Here is a 20,127-nt window from a genome sequence, read left to right as displayed (position 1 = left end):
AGTTTGTATGTCAGCCTTACCATTCAATAATAACCCAGCTTATTTGCGGGGTAATTTTCAACTTGAACCAGTGGCCGCTCTATTAAAGCTGCATGCAGAACTTGTTTGCTTTCTTCTAATAGCATTCTTCTTTGTTGGTAATGCATTTATTGAAAATAGTGAAAAAGAGCGGGTCTTGGCTAATCCTCAGAAAAATGACTTTTTCTATATTGATTATAGAGCTATAGATCCTTCATCGGATGCTCGATTTCGCTATGTCCCCCTGAAATTACTTAGTGTTGATGATGATACTCTTACTTTTAAAGTCGGAAACATTGCTCACACAACACCTGTCTCGCCGAGTCAACATGCGAAATTTGATAAAGCGTTATTACTGCGCAATTACTATCGTGTTGATAACCTTGTGCTTAGCAAAACAAAAGTAAATGACTTGGTTACTTCTGGTGCCATTTACGATGCTAGGCGGCCTCGAAATATTTATATTAACGGTTGGATGGTTTTGCACCTTAACGAGTTAGTACCAGATAACAGTTAGTAATAAAAAAGCCTTTATAAGCGATAGAGTCTAAGTAAAGTAGACTCCTTACGAGTGAGGCAACATGTACCTTGAAGTGTTTATTTTATTTACTATGAATACAATACTCAGCCAATAAAGTACTCTGACCCCATTACTAATGGGGTAGAGTCAATCTACTCACTTCATTAATCTGACAACTCGTACCTTGAAGCGTTTATTTCATTTGCTAATGAATACAATGCTCACTTAATAAAGTACTCTGACCCCATAACTAATACTATCCGCTTATGGATAATTGGTTCAAAACGCTTTACATTTTTGAGGTGTTAATAAAATGTTAAGTGTGCATGATGAAGTATTTAGTTTTAGCTGTTATTGCCGGTCTCGTTAATGTAGTGATGTCTTTTGTTACTTCACATCTACTAATCTCTACAGTTGCTACGTTTCTTACTATCCTTTTCGCGGCCTTTATTATTGAGAAGGTATTTCAAAACCAAAATATAGCCGCTAGTAAAATTGTTCTAACTGACGATTATAAGAACAATGCACACAGCAATGATGCAACGAAAGTTAGTCATGCCGCGAGTAACATTGCAATTGGTGGTGCTTCTATCTCTTTCTTTTTAGAACAGTTATCAAAAGCATTTAATGAGCAAGTCGCGAACATCGGCGAGATGAGCGGTAGACTCCAACAGTTAGAAGTCTCCTCAACTCAGTTAGATGAGCTTGCCAAGAATGCTGCATTTTCTATGAATGAATCTGACGAGAAAACGCAGTTCGGCAGTACGTCGTTAAAAGAAGTATTAAGCCAGCAACAGCAGCTGGTTAAAAACATAAATGCGTCATCTGAAGCGCTTACTACATTAAAAAGTAAGGCCGAGGGAATAAGTACAATAACAAACACCATTAACCAATTAGCCGATCAAACAAATATGCTAGCGCTTAATGCGGCTATTGAAGCTGCAAGAGCGGGAGATCAAGGACGTGGTTTCGCCGTCGTTGCTGATGAAGTACGCGAGCTTGCCAAGAAAACAACCGATGCCACCTCAGGAATTGAAAGTTTGCTGCAGGATATGAATACAAGTAGCCAGGCCGCAGTGGCTACTATGGAAACGGTGCTTAACTCTAGTGATAACATGAATGTGAAATTAAAGGAGAGCGAAGAAGCTATCTCACACTCCAGTATGCTCTCTACAAAAGCCCGGGAATCGATGGGCGCTATGCAAGCAATGGTAGAAAATAATGCAGAACATAGCGCAGGTATAAGTACCAATATACTTCAGTTGCACACGACGACAGAAAAACTAGAGCACGACCTCACTGATGTTTCTACTCAGGCGCTATCACTGAGTAGTCAAGCTGAAGATATTTTCAGGCTGCTGGAAAGCTTCGACGTTAATGATCGAAACAGCGAAGTTAGAGACATTGCAGTAAATGCAGCCAAAACTGTTGGAGAGCGTTTCGAGCAAGCGATTTCAGAAGGGAAAATATCGGAAGCAAAGCTGTTTAATTTTGACTATTCACCTATACCGAACACTAATCCTATAAAGCACACGACACCTTTTGATAAGTTCACCGACGACGTACTTCCCGCTATCCAAGAACCTTTATTAGAAACACATAGTTTCATTATTTATGCCGGCGCAGTTGACGTAAATGGTTACTTTCCTACCCACAACAAGAAGTTTAGTCAGCCCCTTACTGGTAATTACGATACGGATTTAGCAAATAACAGAACGAAACGGATATTCGATGACAAAACCGGAAGTCGTTGTGGCAGCAATACTTCTACTTTCTTGCTACAAACTTACAAACGAGATACAGGTGAGGTCATGCATGATCTATCTGCACCGATATATGTGAACGGTAAACATTGGGGAGGGTTTCGTATTGGTTATAAAGCGAAAGAGCAGTAAGGTCTCTGTATTTACGTATAAGCGCTAGCTTCCGTTTTCTCACTTTAACGAATGAAAGTGGTAATGCTCTAGCGCTTAGCAATATTGGCAACAATATTATTCCTTCTTTACGCTTTTATTTGCTGCTTCGTTACCCTACCATTAGCGAATTGTTCGCAGTTCGTAAAACTCTATGCCTTCACTACAACCATACAGCACATTTGGCCTCGCCGCTTCTTGTGATTCTATCCAGTCGTTTAGCGACGTTACTTCATTCCTGTCTATCTTCAAAACTTCTAAAAACAATAACAAAGCCATTTATATATTGGGCGGTGGAAGCAATTCAGTCTTCACTGACGACTTTGACGGTACAATTCTGGTTAACGAGATTAAGGGAATAAGCCATTTTGATACTGAAAGTCACCATTACTTACGTGTAGGTGCAGGTGAAAACTGGCATGACTTCGTCACTTTGTGTATGAAAGAGAAGTGGTATGGTTTCGAAAATCTCGCCTTAATACCTGGCTCAGTAGGCGCATGCCCAATTCAGAATATTGGTGCGTACGGACGAGAAGTGAATACGTTAATCGACAAAGTAGAGTGTGTATTTCTTGAAACCGGCGAGCAGGTATTGTTGGGCAACGAAGACTGTCAATTTGGCTATAGAGACAGTGTGTTCAAGCATGCACTAGCGAACAAAGTGCTAATCACTCATGTAAACTTTAAACTGCCCAAGCACTACGAACTCGAGACCAGCTATGGCGAACTAGCGGCACTCACTGAGCCTACACCAGAAAAGGTGTATAGTAAGGTAATAGAAATTAGGAAGAGCAAACTTCCCGATCCTGCCGAGCTAGGCAATGCTGGAAGTTTCTTTAAAAACCCAGTGGTTTCAAAAGCAGTGTTTCAAGCGATTGCACAAGACTATGATTCAGTGCCCCATTTTGTGGTGCACGGAGGTGTTGAGCTGCCAGCCACTGAAAAAGAACAAATAAAAATTCCTGCCGCGTGGCTTATCGACCAGGCAGGTTTTAAAGGCAAGACTTTGAATAAAGTACGATGCCACCCTACACAGCCATTGGTACTTACTAACTTAGGTGGTGCCACCGGAAACGATGTAATAACCATGGCAAAAGATATCATAGCAAGCGTACAGGGTAAGTTCGGCATACAGCTTGAGCCAGAAGTGCGCTTATTAGGAAGCAAAGGACTTATTTCGCTATGAGACAAGCATCAAAAGCTATAAGAAAACATATACTCGCTTTGTTGTCCGACGGCCAGTTTCACTCAGGGGAAACCATTGCACAGCAAGTGGGCCTTTCGCGCACAGCAGTTGCAGGGCATATTTCTCAACTCGCCGATTGGGGATTAGATGTATTTAAAGTAAAAGGTAAAGGCTACCGTTTAGAACGAGGGTTTCCATTGTTAAGCGCCGACAGCATTAAACGTCATTTAGGCAATACAAAACGAGCGGTTATTGATGTGGAGTCAGTATTACCTTCCACCAATACGGAAATGAAGAAGCGTATTGCCAGCAAACGAGAAGATCTTGAAAACGGCGATGTCGTTTTTGCTGAAATTCAGACCGATGGACGCGGCAGACATGGCCGTTCATGGTTAGCGCCGGTTGGCGGAAGCTTCACTTTTTCTATGTACTGGTCTTTTCCCGACGGTTATCAAAGTATGGCAGGACTTTCTTTATTGGTAGGCTTGGCAGTTTGCGATGCACTTAAAGAATTTGGCGTAGAAGACGCCGAGCTTAAATGGCCGAATGACATTTATTTGCAAGGTAAAAAGCTTGCGGGCGTACTTATTGAAGTAGAAGGGCAAATAGGCGCTACGGCGCATAGTGTTATCGGCATAGGTTTGAATGTTTGCGTACCCGATAATCAGTACGATGTTGGTCAGCCTCATAGCGATCTTGCGTCATATTTAGGCACTATCCCAGATAGAAATGCTTTAGCGGCGGAAATTATTAAATCGCTATGGTCTTATTTACCGAAATTTACCCAGCAGGGCTTCGGGCCATTCACAGCATATTGGGAAGCGCTCGACTTATACGCCGATAAACGCATTGTTTTACAAATGGGTGAGAAGCGTTTTTCCGGAATTGATAGGGGAGTGGACGCCAGCGGCGCGCTTCTTGTTGAAACGCAAGACGGTATTACCCGTTTCCACGGCGGCGAAGTTAGCCTTAGAGGCAATTAACTTTTTATTTTTGTTTTATTTTATAGCTGAGCTACGAAGATTTTGACCATTTTTATAATAAAAGTACTTCGTAGTTCATCTTTGTGATTTTTAAATAGCATTTTATCCGTTCGTTTTACGCATTGCTTTGCGATTGAAACCAAAAATATGAACAACATTGAAGAAAACCACGTCATATTAGTGGATATCGGTAACACCAGAATAAAATATTCACTGCTTTGTCACGCAGAAGAAGAGCCTAATGCGTGCGAAGATGCCAATTCTCTTTTCTCTTTTATTGATTCTCAGAAAAAAATTTCCCATTTATATATAGCTTCAGTAAGAAATCAGGAGCTGGTTGATGAAATATCCGCCATGTGTAACGAGCGAAATATTATTTTTGTAGAAAAGCACACCGAGAAAGAAGCCTTCGGCATAAAAAATAGTTACGCGAATGTTCAAAAAATGGGCGTTGATAGGTGGCTTGCCATGGTTTGTGCTGCAGAAAAATCAAAAAAAGCATTTTTTGTTATGGATGTAGGTACGGCAATAACGGTTGATTTTGTGGTGGATGGTCAACATTTAGGCGGTTGGATCGTGCCTGGTTTTCAAGTAATGCGTAATGCATTGGTTGCTTCAACTAAAAAAGTATTCGCGAATGATGAAATTCCGACCACCTTTGGTGTGGGGACCGACACAGAAGATTGTGTGGCAACAGGGTGTCATGCTGCCCTTTATGGTGTTTATTTGAGCGCGGTTGATTACATATCAAGCAAACAAACCGAATTTGACATAATTTTAGGGGGTGGAGACAAAAAAGTGTTTGCATTCTTAAAATCTGCTGATAACATGCGCCTCGCTCATTTGGTGATGCAGGGTCTTGCCCGCTACGCTCGAAGTGAACTTCTAAAGGGAACATCGACGTAAGTTTTTGATTAGTTGAAAAATTGATCAAAAAAGAAAATTGAAAAATTTTCAAAAAGACACTTGCACAGAGTTAAACAATACTCTAGAATGCGCACCCACTTGAAGGAAATGGTAGGCTTGGGCAGACTTGAACTGCCGACCTCACCCTTATCAGGGGTGCGCTCTAACCAGCTGAGCTACAAGCCTTCAGTTCTTCGCTTATGCAAGCTCAGTGTCAAGTAGATGGTGGAGCTAAGCAGGATCGAACTGCTGACCTCCTGAATGCAAATCAGGCGCTCTCCCAGCTGAGCTATAGCCCCATAAACTTGTGTCGTTCTTCATTTTAAACAAGACTATCTGTGTAGGCACTGCATCAAGATGTAGTGCCGACTTAGCTCAGTTGGTAGAGCAACTGACTTGTAATCAGTAGGTCGCCAGTTCGATTCCGGCAGTCGGCACCATCAATCTGGAGGGGTACCCAAGCGGTCAACGGGAGCAGACTGTAAATCTGCCGGCTCAGCCTTCGCAGGTTCGAATCCTGCCCCCTCCACCACTTTCTCTATGAGGTGGCCAGAGAATTAGGATTGCGGGCATCGTATAATGGCTATTACCTCAGCCTTCCAAGCTGATGATGCGGGTTCGATTCCCGCTGCCCGCTCCAAATCAGTGCTGATATAGCTCAGTTGGTAGAGCGCACCCTTGGTAAGGGTGAGGTCGGCAGTTCAAATCTGCCTATCAGCACCAGTTTATTTCTCCCCAGCTCATGTAAAATTTCTAAATTTTTTAATGTAACTTTGCTGGGATAATAGAAATGGCAAAAGAAAAGTTTGAACGTACGAAACCCCACGTAAACGTGGGTACAATCGGCCACGTTGACCACGGTAAAACTACCCTAACTGCAGCTATCACTACAGTTCTTTCTAAAACTTACGGCGGTAACGCACAGGCTTTCGATCAAATCGATAACGCGCCTGAAGAGAAAGCACGTGGTATCACCATTTCTACTTCACACGTAGAATATGACAACTCCTACTCGTCACTACGCACACGTAGACTGCCCAGGACACGCTGATTACGTTAAAAACATGATCACTGGTGCTGCTCAGATGGACGGTGGTATCCTAGTAGTTGCTGCGACTGATGGCCCTATGCCACAAACTCGTGAGCACATCCTACTTGGTCGTCAGGTTGGTATTCCTTACATCATCGTATTCATGAACAAGTGTGACATGGTTGACGATGAAGAGCTTCTAGAGCTAGTAGAAATGGAAGTTCGTGAACTTCTTAACGAATACGAATTCCCAGGTGATGACCTACCAGTTATCCAAGGTTCAGCTCTTAAAGCGCTTGAAGGCGACGCAGAGTGGGAAAAGAAAATCATCGAGCTTGGTGAAGCGCTTGATTCATACATCCCAGAGCCAGAGCGTGCAATCGACAAGCCGTTCATTCTTCCAATCGAAGACGTATTCTCAATCTCAGGCCGTGGTACAGTTGTAACGGGTCGTGTTGAGCAAGGTATCATCAAGGTTGGTGAAGAAGTAGAAATCGTAGGTATCAAAGATACTACTAAGACTACTTGTACTGGTGTTGAGATGTTCCGTAAGCTTCTTGACGAAGGCCGTGCAGGTGAGAACGTTGGTGTTCTTCTACGTGGTACTAAGCGTGACGAAGTTGAACGTGGTCAAGTACTAGCTAAGCCTGGTTCAATCACTCCACACGTTAACTTCGAAGCAGAAGTATACGTACTTCTAAAGATGAAGGTGGCCGTCATACTCCATTCTTCAAAGGCTACCGTCCACAGTTCTACTTCCGTACAACTGACGTAACTGGTGCTGTAGAGCTTCCAGAAGGCGTAGAAATGGTAATGCCTGGTGACAACCTTAAATTCAAAGTTGAGCTAATTGCTCCGATGCGATGGAAGAAGGTCTTCGTTTCGCAATCCGTGAAGGTGGTCGTACAGTAGGTGCTGGTGTTGTATCTAAGATCCTAGACTAATCTAGACTTAGCAACACAAGCCAAAAAAAGCGCACTTAGGTGCGCTTTTTTTATGCCTGCGATTTAGTTCGTGATTGTTGTGCCCTCTGAAACACGCCGTAAACCCATCCATGGGGGCATCAATCAGCGCCCCTGCTGCTGAGAGTTTTTGATGGGGCTTCACTCCATCTTTAATTGGCATAGCAAAAAGCTTGAGGAGGAAGGTGAAAATACGTCATGAACCCATCCCTGCTTTTAAGTAAGCGCTCCGATACAGTGTGAATACATTCACTCCCTTCTATCGGTATAAGATAAGCACGAAGCGAAGAAGTGGAAATTTAACGCCTTTGTTGTGATACTGTAACAATTAAAGGGTACTATGCTCTGTTTATCAGTTTTGCGAGATTTTCATGATTACACGACGCCAGTTTTTAGTGGGTTCTTTGGCATTTGGTGGCCTAGCTAGCAGTGCTTTTGGTAAAAAGTTGGATTTGGCGTCTATGCCGATTAGTGAAGGCTATGGTGCACTAATCGCCGACCCTCAAAAGCTGCTCGATTTACCTAAAGGCTTTAGCTATAAGGTTATATCAAGCCTTGGAAATAGCATGTCTGATGGTATGCATGTACCTGACAGAGCGGATGGCATGGGGTGTCTTCCTATAGAAGGTACTAGCGACAAGGTTGCGCTAATACGTAACCACGAACTGCACCCCAAACACTTAAGTGCTCAGCCAAAGTCTATTCAAATGCATACTAGCGAGTTGGCCTACGACAACTATCATAGTGGGGTTGCTTTACCAGGCGGTACCACAACCATGGTGTATAACCTTACCACCAACATGGTAGAGCGAGAGTTTATCAGTCTTGTTGGAACGGTAAGAAACTGCTCGGGCGGCATTACGCCTTGGGGCACGTGGCTAACGTGTGAAGAGTCCGTAGACCTACCTCATGGCCCGAACGGTGATGTGGTAAACAAAGATCACGGCTACATATTTGAAGTACCTGCAAATGCTGACTCACTCATTGAAGCTAAACCACTTAAAGCAATGGGGCGCTTTAACCATGAAGCGGCATGTGTTGACCCCAAAACAGGCATTGTTTACCTGACTGAAGATCAGGGTGACAGCTTGCTATATCGCTTTGTGCCTAACGAGTACGCTAACTTGGCAGCTGGCGGCCAATTAGAAGCCCTGGTAGTAAAAAACAAACCTCAGTTTGATACACGTAATTGGAGTTCCACAACTATGCCATTGGCGACGTGGTTCGACGTTGAGTGGATAGCATTAGACAACCCAGAAAGCCCGAACGATGACTTACGCGCTAGAGGATATGAGAAAGGTGCTGCCTTATTCGCTCGCGGTGAAGGTATACATTGGGGTGAAAATGAGCTTTATTTTTGCTGTACTAATGGCGGCCAAAAGCAGCTCGGTCAGGTGATGAAACTTGTTCCTTCTGCTGATGGTAAACAAGACAAGCTTCAGCTATTTTTAGAAAGTGAAGACAAGAACTTATATAACTTCGGCGATAACCTAACCGTATGTCCAAACGGGCATCTATTGGTGTGCGAAGATCAATATACCGACATTGTTGATAATCATTTACGCGGTGTTACACCAAATGGAGAAGTGTATAACTTTGCAAAGCTCCATGCGCAAACTGAACTTGCCGGCGCGTGTTTCTCGCCCGACGGCAATACGCTTTTCGTGAATATTTACTCTCCAACGAAGACCTTAGCTATAACCGGGCCATGGCTTGAAGGTTAGAGATCAGAGGTTGGAGACCAGATATTACGGTTATCTAGAAAACTGGCGTCATTTATTCTCATTACTTTAAAATGGCGCCGTTATCCCCCAAGTGTGAACGGCAAATTTCTATCAACCTTTCTTTCGTCACGCATCATTTACTTACTTTCATACCTTTTCTCGATTAGCTAGCATCTTTACAATCAAATAAATTAATTATTTGAATCGTTTTAACCCGTTTTAATAGTTTTGTTCAATTAATGATAATGCTCTCAACTTAAGAAGGAGAGCCAAATGAGCGCACTATTAAAAAAGCTAACAACGGCGAATAGCCACCGTGTTTCCTCCACAACTAATCAACCCATTCGAACGCAATGCAATTACGCTGATAACTATTATGGCGACCAACTTTGCGTAGAAGTCAAAGCCCCTAAACCTCGTACCAACCTTCATGTGGGAGTACAGCTGTGAGAACCTCAATGAAATCAACGTTAACTAAGTTTGTCCTAGGCGGCGTAGCTGCCAGTATGCTTACCTTAGGCGTAAGCGCCGATACACTAACACGTCAAAATGGTGCCCCCGTAGGCGATAATCAAAACTCGCAAACAGCAGGCCCATGGGGACCGGTTTTACTACAAGATTCGCACCTTATTGAAAAGCTAGCGGCATTTGACCGCGAACGTATTCCTGAGCGCGTTGTTCACGCACGTGGTACAGGCGTTTATGGATATTATGAAAACCTGGTCGACCTTTCAGATGAAACACTGGCTGCGCCGTTTCAATCAGCGGGTAAAAAGACCGACGTTTTTGTTCGTTTTTCATCGGTAGTACATGGTCATCTGTCACCTGAGACGCTGCGTGACCCGCGTGGCTTTGCGGTGAAGTTTTATACCGAACAAGGTAACTGGGATCTCGTCGGTAACAACTTCCCGGTTTTCTTTATTCGCGATGCAATCAAGTTCCCAGATATGGTGCATGCATTTAAACCATCGCCGGTAACGAACAAGCAAGAGCCTAAGCGCATTTTTGATTTCTTCTCGCACGTACCAGAGTCAACGCACACGTTAACTATGCTTTTCTCTGACTACGGCACACCGGCAAGCTATCTAAATATGGATGGTTCGGGTGTACATGCTTTCAAGTTTGTTGATGACGAAGGTAATTACAAGTACGTGAAGTTCACATGGAAGTCGAACCAGCCAATAAAGAACTTTACCAATGAAGAAGCCATGAAAGTGCAGGGAATGGATATGCAGCCGCATACTACCGACATCTACACGCGAATTGGTGAAAAAGGTGAAACAGCGTCTTGGGATCTTTATTTACAAGAGCTGGAGCCAGAGCAATTGGATGATTTTGAGTTTAACCCACTTGATACCACTAAGATTTGGCCTGAATCGCTTGTGCCGGCTAAAAAGATTGGTCGTCTAGTGCTTAATCGTGTACCAGATAACTTCTTTGAAGAAACTGAACAAGCGGCATTTGCACCGAGTAATTTAATTCCTGGTATTGAGCCGTCAGAAGACAGAATGCTTCAAGGTCGTTTGTTCTCGTATGCTGATACACAGCGCTATCGCCTAGGAGTTAACGCGTACCGCATTCCGGTTAATTCACCTAAAAATGCGGTTATTAATAACCACGAACAGCATGGTCAGCTTCGAACGACTAGCACTGCGCGCGACGTGAATTATCAGCCAAGTCGACGTCTTGATCTTAACGAAGATCCAGCGTTCCGTTACTCAAGCAAGCCGCTTGCAGGTATGACGCAACAAATTCCGTTCTACAAAGAACAGAACTTCAAGCAAGCGGGTGAGTTTTTCAGAAACCTAACCAAAGAAGGCCAGCAAAACCTGATTTATAACCTAGGTGGAGCACTGGCATCGGTGCCTGAAGAAGAAATTCGCGTCATTATTAGTGCTTATATGTACAACGCTGATAAAGACTACGGTGCAGGTGTAGCAAAATTAGCGAAAGCACCAATGTCTAAAGTTCGTCAAACGGCGAAAGACTTAATGGAACAGCAAGCTGCACGTGCCGCTAAAGCAAAGCAAGTTGCTGAAAGCCTAACCGCACTAATGCAATAAGCTAAGTAGCAATAGGGTTGGGAGTTACATCACAGTGTTGAGTAACTCCCATTTTTCTCAAACCATTCTTCTTTAACAATCTTTCTGTAACAGCTTTACTGAAAACAGTTTTGTAGTAACCAAATTTAGATTTACCAGTAAGGGGGCACAATGTCTTTTTTAAAGCAAACACTTACGGCAGCACTGTTCGTCGTTGCCACCTTCACCAGTTTTTATACTAGTGCGGTAAGTGACGCAACCACTCAAGCTGATACTCAACAAAGTGCAACTAGGCCTAATATGGAGACCTTGAAAGCACGTTATTTTGATGCAGCGCGGGAAGGTGATAGCGCCATGCTGAGTGCGTTTTATCAAGCCGGTTTAGATGTTAATGTGGCCGATGAAAAAGGCTACACCGCACTTATTCTTGCGGCGTACCATGGGCATACCGACACCGTGAACTTTCTTATCAGCGAAGCTAATGCCAACCCATGTCAAGAAGACAACCGCGGAAACACCGCACTTATGGGGGCCATATTTAAAGGTCACGTCAGTGTAGCTAAGCAATTGGTTTTTGCCGATTGCGATATAGATGAAGAAAACGAGCAAGGCCAAACGGCGTTGATGTTCGCAAGCCTTTTCGATAGACAAGAAATTATCAATACGCTTATCGATAAAGGGGCTAACCCAGCTCACATGGATAAAGCGGGTAATTCGGTAGCGGATATCGCTCTTTCGCAAGGTAATTACGAACTAGCAAAAGTACTACGCGAACAAAACGCTAATTAAACCACGTCATATTAGATAGCATTGAATACAACTAGGGGGAACTCCCTATTTGTATTCAATGCATTAAGTTCAATACTAAGCCCATAAGAATTTAGAAGTGGGTTTACTATGAAGTCATTAATCGCCGCTGTGTTCGTTCTGTTTTCTATGCCTTCTTTCGCTGGCGTAATTACCTATGATTTCACACGATTAGTGTTAGGTGAAGAATCTGACCAAACCAGCTTAATTGGGCAAATCACCTTTGATGAAAACGAAACCCAGTTCAATATGAATACATGGCTATCGTTTTTCTTTCAGTTAAAGTTCGATAACGTCTCTTACAACATTCTAGAAGAAGACATCGCTGAATTTGCAGTAGTTGATTTAAATGATGGTGTGTTTGGTGATGAAAGCGGTGAAGGATTTGAGTTCTACATTGAAGATTCAAGCGTTCCCTACGAATTCACTATTAGCTCAGGTTTAGCCGGTCTAGGCGAAACAGACACCTGTGTTTTCTTTGACGGTGGCGACCGCTGTGCGGGTGGCTTGTTTCAAGTAGTTAAAACTGTTGAATCTAATAATGGCTCAACTCAAGTGAGTGAACCTGCTTCTTTTGCCACTGCGATGCTAATTCTGTTTGCGTTTACTTCAATGAGAAAGCGCAAACAGTAATCCTTTTTAAGTTAATGTGTTTCTGGTACCTCGTTCGTTCCCTCCAACATATCTATGTTTCTCGATAGTTGGTGTTTTCAGCCCTCCTTTTGTGAGGGCTTTTTTCTTTTTAAGTTTCTGCTTTTTCAACGCTTTTATAAATTACATCGAATAGGGGGAACTCCCCATAGTTTTGCTTCTTTGGTTGTTAAATACTCAAGGGGTACTCAAAGAGAGGTGTATTATGAAGTTCCTTAATAACAAAACAGTATTATCAGTAGCTATTGCTTGTGCCCTACCAGCGAGCATGGTGAATGCAAAAACTTTCGATAAAACATTGGCTGATGCGCTTGCGGCTTCGCCACTAGAACTACAACAAGTTATTGTTACATTTGAAGGTAAGGGACCTGCCACAACAGAACAAATTACAGCACTTGAATCGTTAGGTATCACTGGAGGTGTTAGCCTACGTAACGTGCCTATTGTTGGTGTGTTAGCCAACAAACAGCAAGTTGAAGCGCTTTATCAACGCGATGACGTGGTGTCAGTGTGGAACAACGACCCACTAGAACTAGAAAACCATGAGTCTACCCAAATTACGGGTGTACAGGCACTACAGGCTGACCGTGACATTCGCATAAATGGCATGCCGGTATCAGGTAAAGGCATTGGTGTAGTAGTAAACGACTCGGGTGTTGACGGCACACACGGTGATTTAGCATTCCCTGATCACGTAGTTCAAAACGTCTTAGCGCAAGTAAACTTAAACAGCTACAGCGGCATTTTACCGATTACATACCAAGAAAACGTATCTAACACCGATATTTTAGGCGGTCACGGAACGCATGTGGCAGGCACAGTAGGCGGTAATGGCGCCAAGAGCGGTGGCTTGCATGCAGGTGTAGCACCCGGTGCAGACATCATCGGTTATGGCTCGGGCGCAGGTCTATTCATTTTAGATACGATCGGTGGCTTCGACTACGCGTTAACACACCAGTTCGATTACAACATTCGTGTTATTTCTAACTCGTTCGGTAACACTGGCGATGTAGGTACAGAATTTAATCCAGATGATCCAACAAACGTTGTGACTAAAGCACTGGCTGACAACGGTATTATTACCGTGTTCTCGGCAGGTAACTCAGGCCCAGGCGAATCGACAATTACCGGTAACTTCAAAAAAGCACCTTGGGTAATTACAGTGGCTGCGGGCAACAAGCAAGGGGAGCTAGCTGACTTTAGTTCTCGCGGTGTCGACGGAAAAGGCGGACAAGCGGTTGTCGATGGTGAAGTGTTCACATGGGAAGACCGTCCTACCGTAACGGCGCCAGGAGTAGACGTTATTTCTGCTCGCGCATCACTGTCTAGCCTAGGCGGTTTGAGCGCAGCTGACGACGCGGAAATGATTGAACCGCAACACCTACCGTTTTATACCGTATCTAGCGGTACTTCAATGGCTGCGCCGCACGTGTCAGGTATTGTTGCATTAATGCTAGAAGCGAATCCAAACCTTCAGTGGGAAGATGTGAAGCGTATTCTTCAGGAAACCGCAACACCAATGGCTGGTATGGACGAGTGGGAAGTGGGCGCTGGTTATGTTAACGCTTATGCTGCGGTAACTGCAGTGCTTGACGGTGAAGAAGTATTTGGCGATACCGTGAAGAAAAATCGCGAATTTAACGCATTTGCTAATGTTGCTGAAGGCGATAGCTTTACGCTACCTACGACTTACCTACCCGTTGGTGAGTCACCTGTAGAAGAGTTTGAAGTAACGTCTGACGTATCTATGGTGGTGGCGAGCGCGTCAATTGAAACGGCAACAGCGTTCGTACTAGAAGACCCGGCAGGCAACCGTTATGGCTCTGGTATCGGCCTACCTGTTCTAGGTTCTTCTGTTGGCACAGCTGCGCCGGGTATGCCGGGTACATGGAAACTATATAGCCGCGGTATTGGCAGCATTAGTGGTGTGTCAGTTGACCCACTAGGTGTTACAAACGGTGTGGGTATCCCTGGCACTAACGATGTGAATATTCGCTTGTTAGTCACATCAGGCTATACCGGTATTGATGATGCAGTAGGTCACCCAGCTAAACCATTCATTGAATACGTAGTAGCAAATGAGCTAATGGATGCAAAAGAAAGTGGGTTTGCGCCAGACGCACCACTAACTCGAGTAGAGCTTGCTGATACGCTAGCGCTTAGTGCGAACCTTCGTCAAACCAACGACGGTAACACAGTTAACTACACCGATGTGAGTGCAGAAAATGCTGCAGCGGTAAACTCTGCCACAGCGACAGGTGCGGTGTTGGGAGATTTAGAGATGAATACGCAGCCCGTAATGCAAGCTGATGGTGACTTCTTTGGTAGCAACATGCAGGTGAGCAAAGAAGAAATGGCGTACTCAATGGTTCAAGCGTTGGGTCTTGAAGATGCAGCGCAAAGCTTTGACTCTCAGAAGGTTATCGCAATTGTTCTTGGTGAAGCGGTGGAAGTTGAAGACACCGATGCGATTGCTCCTGAGTATCGCGGCTATGTTCAACAAGCACTGGCTGCAGGGCTAATGCAGGTAGAAGTAAAAGTAGAGCAAGGCCCATTTGACCTACAGCCTACGCTTAAAGCCTTCTTTAATCCACAAAATGGGGTATCAAGAGGCGAAGCCGCGTTTATCCTAACGCAATACGCAGAACTTTAGTCCTTTGAGGCGAGGGCCGGTTGTAACATTCAAAACACGCGGTAAACCCATCCATGGGCGCTCCACAGCAGCATCCCTGCTGCTGAGGGTTTTGAATGCCACAACCGGCCCTCACACACTTTTTAGAGAGGGGTGGCTGAAGTAAGGCCCCTCTTTTTTGTTTAGGGCTTTAATTACTGCAACCAGCATTCGCTGAATATGGAATATGGTAGGGGGGAATGGAAAAGAGTTCTACGCTGAGAATAAATCCCAACTATTCTAACAAACCTGCTTTTCCTGCCATTCTGATAAGTTCTGCCGAACTGCTTAAATTAAGCTTCTTATAAATATTACTGCGATGATTTTCTGCAGTTTTAAGGCTCATATCTAATAGCTCAGCAATCTTCTTACTGGTGTTGCCTGCAACAACTAAGAAAAAAACTTCTCGTTCTCTTCTAGTTAATACACTTAGTGGCGATACGTGCTTTTGGCATTGATCGCTAGATGACTGGGTTAGTTCATCGGGAAAACAGGTTTTGTTTGCGGCCACTTTCTTGATGGCTTCAACCAAGCTTTCACCGGAAGATTCTTTTAATATGTAGCCTTTAGCGCCTGCGTCGCGCATGGCTTCAATGTATTCCACTTCGTTGTGCATAGACAGCACAAGAATTTTCGCGTCACTGCGCTGAGATAGAATTTTATCAATAGCGACCAGACCACTCATACGTGGCATCGAAATGTCCATTAAAATAACATCTGGCGAGAGCTTTAACACAGCAGCGATTAGCGCGACACCATCGTCGCATTCTCCCACTACGCTGATATCTGGGTTGGCATTTAGCATTTGAGACACGCCTTGACGCATAAGCACATGGTCATCGGCTAGCACTACACGAATTGTCATACGGGTACCGTTACTGTTGTTCTGGTGCCTTGCCCTACTGCAGAGTCTATTTCCAGTGTCGCATTGAACGCTTCTGCTCTGTCGCGAATACTAGAAAGGCCAATGCCGGGCTCTATGGCTTTACTATCAAACCCTACACCATTATCAAGAATATCCAAACGAATAACGTGATGATGGTAAGAAATTGATAAAGTTAGGTTGGTGGCCTCGCTGTGTTTTATAGCATTAACCAGCGTTTCTTGCGCAATTCTAAATAATAATGTGCTTATGTCTTTAGGCAGATCAGGCGGTACGGTAATCTCGGTGTGATATTCAATATCTTCACCACTAAGCAAATTTCTACAAAGCCAGTTAAGTGCTGGTTTAAGACCTAAGTCATCAAGGATTGTTGGGCTCATTAGCCGCGATAATTGTCTGACATCATTTAACGCCATTTCAGCGATGCCGTGTAGTGCTTCAAGCTCAGGCGAAGAGGTTGATAGTGCTTGCAGTCTTCGTGTCAGCCCTGTGAGCAGCTGACCAATCCCATCATGTAATTCACGAGAAAGCTTCGCTTTTTCTGATTCTTGTTGAGCCCACAATCGTTTTGCGAGCTGTTGCAAAACCTCTTGATCGGCATCTAATCGAGCCTGAAGTGTCGCCTGTAACGCTTTAATGTTCTCTATCTCGGTGGCCAAGTCAGTCAAAATAGGCGTTCCTGTAGTCTCCAACCTGTTGCTCAGGTAATTGAGATAGCCATTTGGATGTTAAGTCATCCACCGTGTCTTCTTTACCTGGAATGGCGCGATAGTAAAGGTGGTTACGCCAGTAGGTAGGATATAACGCTAATTTTTGCTTTAACTTTTCGATAGACTCTTCATCACCTAGTGACGCCTTTACGTATAGCCACTGCAGGTAAGGCTGGTAGTAGGTTGGTTTAATGAGCGAGCTAAGCTTCTCCATGGCGCTGCTATTTTCATTCAAAGAAAGTCGCTGCTGTATGTCGAGCAGAATTTTAATTTCAGTGATGACCGGCACGTTGGTGTTATCGACAAGTGTAGTGTAGATCTCGTCTCGTTCGTTATTTAGTGTGCCTTTATGATGCTTCAATCCCAATGTTAACCATTGATAAACGGCAAATTGCTCGTGGCGCTCTTCGCTAATGGTAGGCGTCACGGTTTCAAGACTGTTTTCTAGGCATAACCAGTTTGCGGTAAGTAAACACATCTCTCCCTGCCATAGTAATACCTCGGTTTGGGCTCTGACATCTTCAGAAGCCTGAGCTAAGCGCCTTGCGTCAGCGGCGTGCTGCGTGGCTTCAGTCAAATTTCCGTTTGCAAAGTTTAAGTAGCTGAATAGCAGGTGGTTATAAAGCTTTTCTTGATTGTGCTGTGTACCGAGTCGTTGCTCGACAGTGGTTAAATAATTGGTGGCGGTATTCTTGTCCCCTTTTACCAAACTCAACTGTGCAAGATTTTGATGGGTTCGAAGTAAGTGAGACTCGTCCCCATTTCTTTCAAATAGCATTTTCGCCTGCTGCCAGTAAATCTCAGCAAGAGAGATATCTCCAATTAGAAAATGCATATAGGCCACATTGCTCATACTTTGCGGCTGAAGCACCTTGTCATCGGTTTGCACACGAATATCAAGACCGCGTTTGTAGTACTCTAACGCTCTTGCGAACTGGCCTCGCTCTTCAAACATAAAACCTAGTGTATCGTTTACATGGGCTTCTTGTGCCAAGTCACCTAAATCGTGGAGTAGTTTTACCGCTTCTTCTAATGACGCCTCTGCAGTGGCATAGTCGCCCGTAAGAGATGTGGCAATGGCGAGGTTGGCTAAGGTTTTAGCCCGCTGAGAGGGCTGCGTTTTTGCATCACGCAATGCCAGTGCGTCTTTAAAATACTGCGCTGCAGCCACATTGTCAGCTGTACGTAGGTAAGCAATACCAAAAGCGTTAAGTACTAAACTCTCGCCTCGGGGATCTTTTGCTTGACGAAACGCTACGAGTGCTCGAGTTAATGAGTCGCTGGTGGCAGTTTCAATGTCCCCATTAATAATTTGCAGACGAGCAAGTTCAAACCAAAGTTGTCCATTATTGGGGCGAAGGGCTAAAGCCGCTTTATAGTCGGACATTGCTTTGGCATCTTCGCCAGCCCACTGATATATGTCTGCACGCATCGACAGTAAGTCTGGTCTGTCAGGGACTGAGAAACAAGCGCATCTATTGATTGTTGAGCAAGAGACAGATCTTCGTTTAGCTCTGCTCTTAATAGCTCGCCCTGTAAACGCCAATACACTGCCAAGTCAGAGAGTTGGAATAAAGTTTCTACCGCTTGCCTGGCACCGTCATAGTCGCCCGTATTTAAATCGTTTCGAGCCTTTGCCACCCATCCACCCGGATAGTCCGGTGTGGTTGCTATAATCGCCTCAACGGTGTCTGCGCTATTTAACGCTTCTCCTTTTTGCCAAGCGGTATCCAAGGCATCAAGGTAGCGTAAGTCAGGAAGTGGTTGGGGCGATTGCGTTTCGATGGCGTCAAATAACGATTGAATGAGCTTGTTAGCAAATACACTTAAATCATCTGACAGGGTGTTTGCATTTACATTATGCGACACGGTAAAAATAGGTTTGTTAGCGGGCATACTAAGAACACTGGCGTGAAGTAGGTAACTATCGCTACTGGTAGGCGTAGCATCAAGTAATAATACGCTGTTTACCGACGTGGAAGCCGCTAAGTCTACTCTGTCATTGTCGTTATTAAATGGGGATAACGCTAAGTTTGACATCAATGTTTGGGTTTGCGCTTTATCATCTAAAACAATGTGAGGATGAGTAGACAGGGGATAGCGCAGTAACGTGTTTATCGTATCTAAAAGTGGATATTGAGGGTCATTGAGTACGAGTAGCTGAATAGGAGTATCAGAGGGCAGTCTGGGTTGCGTTTTTTGATACCAAGAGTAAGAAAAAATGCTGGCGCTAATCACAAGTACCAATATGGCAATGGCGGAAAAGGTGACAAGGGTTTTGTAAGTTACATTAGCACTGCCGTTATCGCCGGATGAGCTAATGTTAAGCGCTTGCTCCAAAGAGAGTCTCTTCGCTGGCAAATGGTGTGTTAATTGATCAATACAAGCTTTGCGTTTTTTCGTCCACAGGTATTGAGAAAAGCCCAGTCCTTCCTTTTGTACACAGCCCAGCATATCTTCTAACACTCTTCCTAAGCTGTAGGTGTCAGAGTGTTCGCTCGCTTTCCCAGTCTGGATGACTTCAGGAGCGGTATAGCGTTGGTGTCCGCTCGTTTGAGCGCCAGATGCAGCGCTCTGCCCAATTCCAAAGTCGATCAGTTTAATGTCTTCATTGTGATCAAGAAGGATATTGTCTGGCTTTATATCGCCATGTTTAATGCCTATCGATTTACAGGCCAACAGTGCCTCAACGAGCTGTTGTTGCCACTTGTCGAAATCGGCTTTGCTGATAGGTTGTTGAATGCGTGTATACAGAGGATCGCCTTCAATAAACGCCATTGTAAAAAAGGCGGTATCTCCATCAGAGAAAACGTCATGAACACGGATGATATTAGGATGCTGTAGTTGCCTAGCAATGTTGACTTCATTGCGGATGGTTTGCATTTTAACCGGGTCGCTGGCGCCACCCTCAATGACCTTAAGTGCAACTTTCACATCAAGTAATTCATCGATGGCGCTGAAAACGGTGGCCTGAGCACCTGAGCCAAGTTGTTCAACAATTCGAAACCGGTTAGCTAGACGGGAATTTGGCGCAATAGAAGTCCCTAAAGCTAGCGCCTCAGTTTTAAGAGAATTGTTTTGCGACGAGAATACATCGGGCCTGTTCAAAGCCTTCTCCACA

Annotated in this window: 15 protein-coding genes, 6 tRNA genes and 1 pseudogene; 16 read left to right on the top strand and 6 right to left on the bottom strand. The window is 44.3% G+C overall.

Annotation, left to right across the window (positions count from 1 at the left end):
• Positions 1 to 7 precede the first annotated feature (7 nt).
• The 5 genes from MASE_RS16470 to MASE_RS16450 all read left to right on the top strand — a co-directional run bounded on the left by MASE_RS16470 (position 8) and on the right by MASE_RS16450 (position 5,526).
• Positions 8 to 535, top strand: coding sequence for a hypothetical protein (locus MASE_RS16470; RefSeq protein ID WP_014950849.1), 528 nt, complete (start codon positions 8 to 10; stop codon positions 533 to 535).
• A gap of 332 nt (positions 536 to 867) precedes the next feature.
• A complete protein-coding gene (locus tag MASE_RS16465) occupies positions 868 to 2,433 on the top strand; it encodes a methyl-accepting chemotaxis protein (protein WP_014950848.1) in 1,566 nt (521 codons plus the stop codon).
• 172 nt (positions 2,434 to 2,605) lie between these two features.
• Entirely contained in the window at positions 2,606 to 3,637 is a 1,032-nt protein-coding gene (gene murB / locus MASE_RS16460; protein WP_014950847.1) for a UDP-N-acetylmuramate dehydrogenase, read from the top strand.
• Positions 3,634 to 4,620 (top strand): bifunctional biotin--[acetyl-CoA-carboxylase] ligase/biotin operon repressor BirA, encoded by a 987-nt coding sequence (birA, locus tag MASE_RS16455; RefSeq protein ID WP_014950846.1) that lies wholly within the window; start codon positions 3,634 to 3,636, stop codon positions 4,618 to 4,620. Before murB ends, birA begins: the two co-directional genes overlap by 4 nt.
• Before the next feature lie 147 nt (positions 4,621 to 4,767).
• Positions 4,768 to 5,526 carry a type III pantothenate kinase gene (locus MASE_RS16450; RefSeq protein ID WP_014950845.1) on the top strand — a complete coding sequence of 253 codons (759 nt, stop codon included), beginning with the start codon at positions 4,768 to 4,770 and terminating at the stop codon, positions 5,524 to 5,526.
• A 109-nt stretch (positions 5,527 to 5,635) separates the two neighbouring features.
• Here MASE_RS16450 and MASE_RS16445 read toward each other — a convergent pair.
• Both MASE_RS16445 and MASE_RS16440 read right to left on the bottom strand, forming a co-directional pair.
• Positions 5,636 to 5,712 (bottom strand) — tRNA-Ile (locus tag MASE_RS16445).
• 37 nt (positions 5,713 to 5,749) lie between these two features.
• Positions 5,750 to 5,825: transfer RNA gene (locus MASE_RS16440), tRNA-Ala, on the bottom strand.
• A 65-nt stretch (positions 5,826 to 5,890) separates the two neighbouring features.
• On the opposite strand from MASE_RS16440, the gene MASE_RS16435 reads away from it, so the two are divergent.
• From MASE_RS16435 to MASE_RS16390, 11 genes and pseudogenes are all read left to right on the top strand, one after another.
• Positions 5,891 to 5,966: transfer RNA gene (locus MASE_RS16435), tRNA-Thr, on the top strand.
• Between the two features lie 7 nt (positions 5,967 to 5,973).
• A tRNA-Tyr gene (locus MASE_RS16430) sits at positions 5,974 to 6,058 on the top strand.
• Between the two features lie 33 nt (positions 6,059 to 6,091).
• Positions 6,092 to 6,166, top strand: a tRNA-Gly gene (locus tag MASE_RS16425).
• Between the two features lie 7 nt (positions 6,167 to 6,173).
• Positions 6,174 to 6,249 (top strand) — tRNA-Thr (locus MASE_RS16420).
• 67 nt (positions 6,250 to 6,316) lie between these two features.
• A pseudogene (gene tuf, locus MASE_RS16415) lies at positions 6,317 to 7,500 on the top strand (elongation factor Tu).
• A gap of 389 nt (positions 7,501 to 7,889) precedes the next feature.
• A complete protein-coding gene (locus tag MASE_RS16410) occupies positions 7,890 to 9,242 on the top strand; it encodes an alkaline phosphatase PhoX (RefSeq protein ID WP_014950841.1) in 1,353 nt (450 codons plus the stop codon).
• Between the two features lie 273 nt (positions 9,243 to 9,515).
• A complete protein-coding gene (locus tag MASE_RS20080) occupies positions 9,516 to 9,692 on the top strand; it encodes a hypothetical protein (RefSeq protein ID WP_187289702.1) in 177 nt (58 codons plus the stop codon).
• Positions 9,689 to 11,305, top strand: a complete 1,617-nt coding sequence (locus tag MASE_RS16405; RefSeq protein WP_014950840.1) for a catalase — start codon at positions 9,689 to 9,691, stop codon at positions 11,303 to 11,305. Before MASE_RS20080 ends, MASE_RS16405 begins: the two co-directional genes overlap by 4 nt.
• A 150-nt stretch (positions 11,306 to 11,455) precedes the next feature.
• Positions 11,456 to 12,073 (top strand): ankyrin repeat domain-containing protein, encoded by a 618-nt coding sequence (locus tag MASE_RS16400; protein WP_014950839.1) that lies wholly within the window; start codon positions 11,456 to 11,458, stop codon positions 12,071 to 12,073.
• Positions 12,074 to 12,181: 108 nt separating this feature from the next.
• A complete protein-coding gene (locus tag MASE_RS16395; protein WP_014950838.1) occupies positions 12,182 to 12,724 on the top strand; it encodes a hypothetical protein in 543 nt (180 codons plus the stop codon).
• Between the two features lie 223 nt (positions 12,725 to 12,947).
• Positions 12,948 to 15,395, top strand: a complete 2,448-nt coding sequence (locus MASE_RS16390) for a S8 family serine peptidase (protein ID WP_014950837.1) — start codon at positions 12,948 to 12,950, stop codon at positions 15,393 to 15,395.
• A 253-nt stretch (positions 15,396 to 15,648) separates the two neighbouring features.
• On the opposite strand, the gene MASE_RS16385 is transcribed toward MASE_RS16390, so the two are convergent.
• The 4 genes from MASE_RS16385 to MASE_RS20310 are packed head-to-tail and all read right to left on the bottom strand — an operon-like array spanning position 15,649 to position 20,114.
• Positions 15,649 to 16,278, bottom strand: a complete 630-nt coding sequence (locus tag MASE_RS16385; RefSeq protein ID WP_014950836.1) for a response regulator — start codon at positions 16,276 to 16,278, stop codon at positions 15,649 to 15,651.
• On the bottom strand, positions 16,275 to 16,964 hold the full coding sequence (locus tag MASE_RS16380) for a sensor histidine kinase (RefSeq protein WP_014950835.1): 690 nt from the start codon (positions 16,962 to 16,964) through the stop codon (positions 16,275 to 16,277). Before MASE_RS16380 ends, MASE_RS16385 begins: the two co-directional genes overlap by 4 nt.
• A complete protein-coding gene (locus MASE_RS20315; RefSeq protein WP_232362777.1) occupies positions 16,957 to 18,438 on the bottom strand; it encodes a tetratricopeptide repeat protein in 1,482 nt (493 codons plus the stop codon). Before MASE_RS20315 ends, MASE_RS16380 begins: the two co-directional genes overlap by 8 nt.
• Entirely contained in the window at positions 18,369 to 20,114 is a 1,746-nt protein-coding gene (locus MASE_RS20310) for a serine/threonine-protein kinase (protein ID WP_014950833.1), read from the bottom strand. The genes MASE_RS20315 and MASE_RS20310 overlap by 70 nt, the downstream gene beginning before the upstream one ends.
• Between the last annotated feature and the right edge of the window lie 13 nt (positions 20,115 to 20,127).

Origin of the sequence: Alteromonas macleodii ATCC 27126 (genome assembly GCF_000172635.2) — a bacterium.
Taxonomy (GTDB): Bacteria; Pseudomonadota; Gammaproteobacteria; order Enterobacterales; family Alteromonadaceae; genus Alteromonas; species Alteromonas macleodii.
This window is presented reverse-complemented; position numbering and strand designations above follow the sequence as displayed.